1 protein-coding gene is annotated in these 369 nt (G+C 64.5%); it reads left to right on the forward strand.

The window, feature by feature from the left end; all coding sequences use genetic code 11:
* Positions 1-312: GSU2403 family nucleotidyltransferase fold protein (locus tag EN852_RS36315; RefSeq protein WP_246694520.1), on the forward strand; the 312-nt coding region annotated here is incomplete at its 5' end.
* Between the last annotated feature and the right edge of the window lie 57 nt (positions 313-369).

Raw genomic sequence — 369 nt, forward strand, 5'->3', positions numbered from 1 at the left:
CCAAAGATGGAGGCCGTGGCGATCGACGAGCGAGGCTATCCCGTAAGCATCCCGACGATCGACCCGCGGATATTCGCGCTGCACAAGGCCTGGCTGGCCAGACGGCCTGACCGGTCTGCGGTCAAGGCGGCTCGGGATCGCGAGCAGGCAGAGGTGGCCGCGCGCATTGCCACCGGCTATCTCAACCTTCCGCTGGACGGCGAACATCTCAAGCGGCTTCCGACGGCGCTGCGGGAAGCAGCGGCCAAGACGCTCTCGCAGGCCAGATCGCAAGGTTTTTCCGAAGACACCCCAATCGAGCCCGACTGGTAGCGGCTGCGCAATCGCGCCTGCGCAATACTACGAAAATAGCATTCTCGCCCCGCGAAG

Origin of the sequence: Mesorhizobium sp. M2E.F.Ca.ET.209.01.1.1, assembly GCF_004010375.2 — a bacterium.
Lineage (GTDB): Bacteria > Pseudomonadota > Alphaproteobacteria > Rhizobiales > Rhizobiaceae > Mesorhizobium.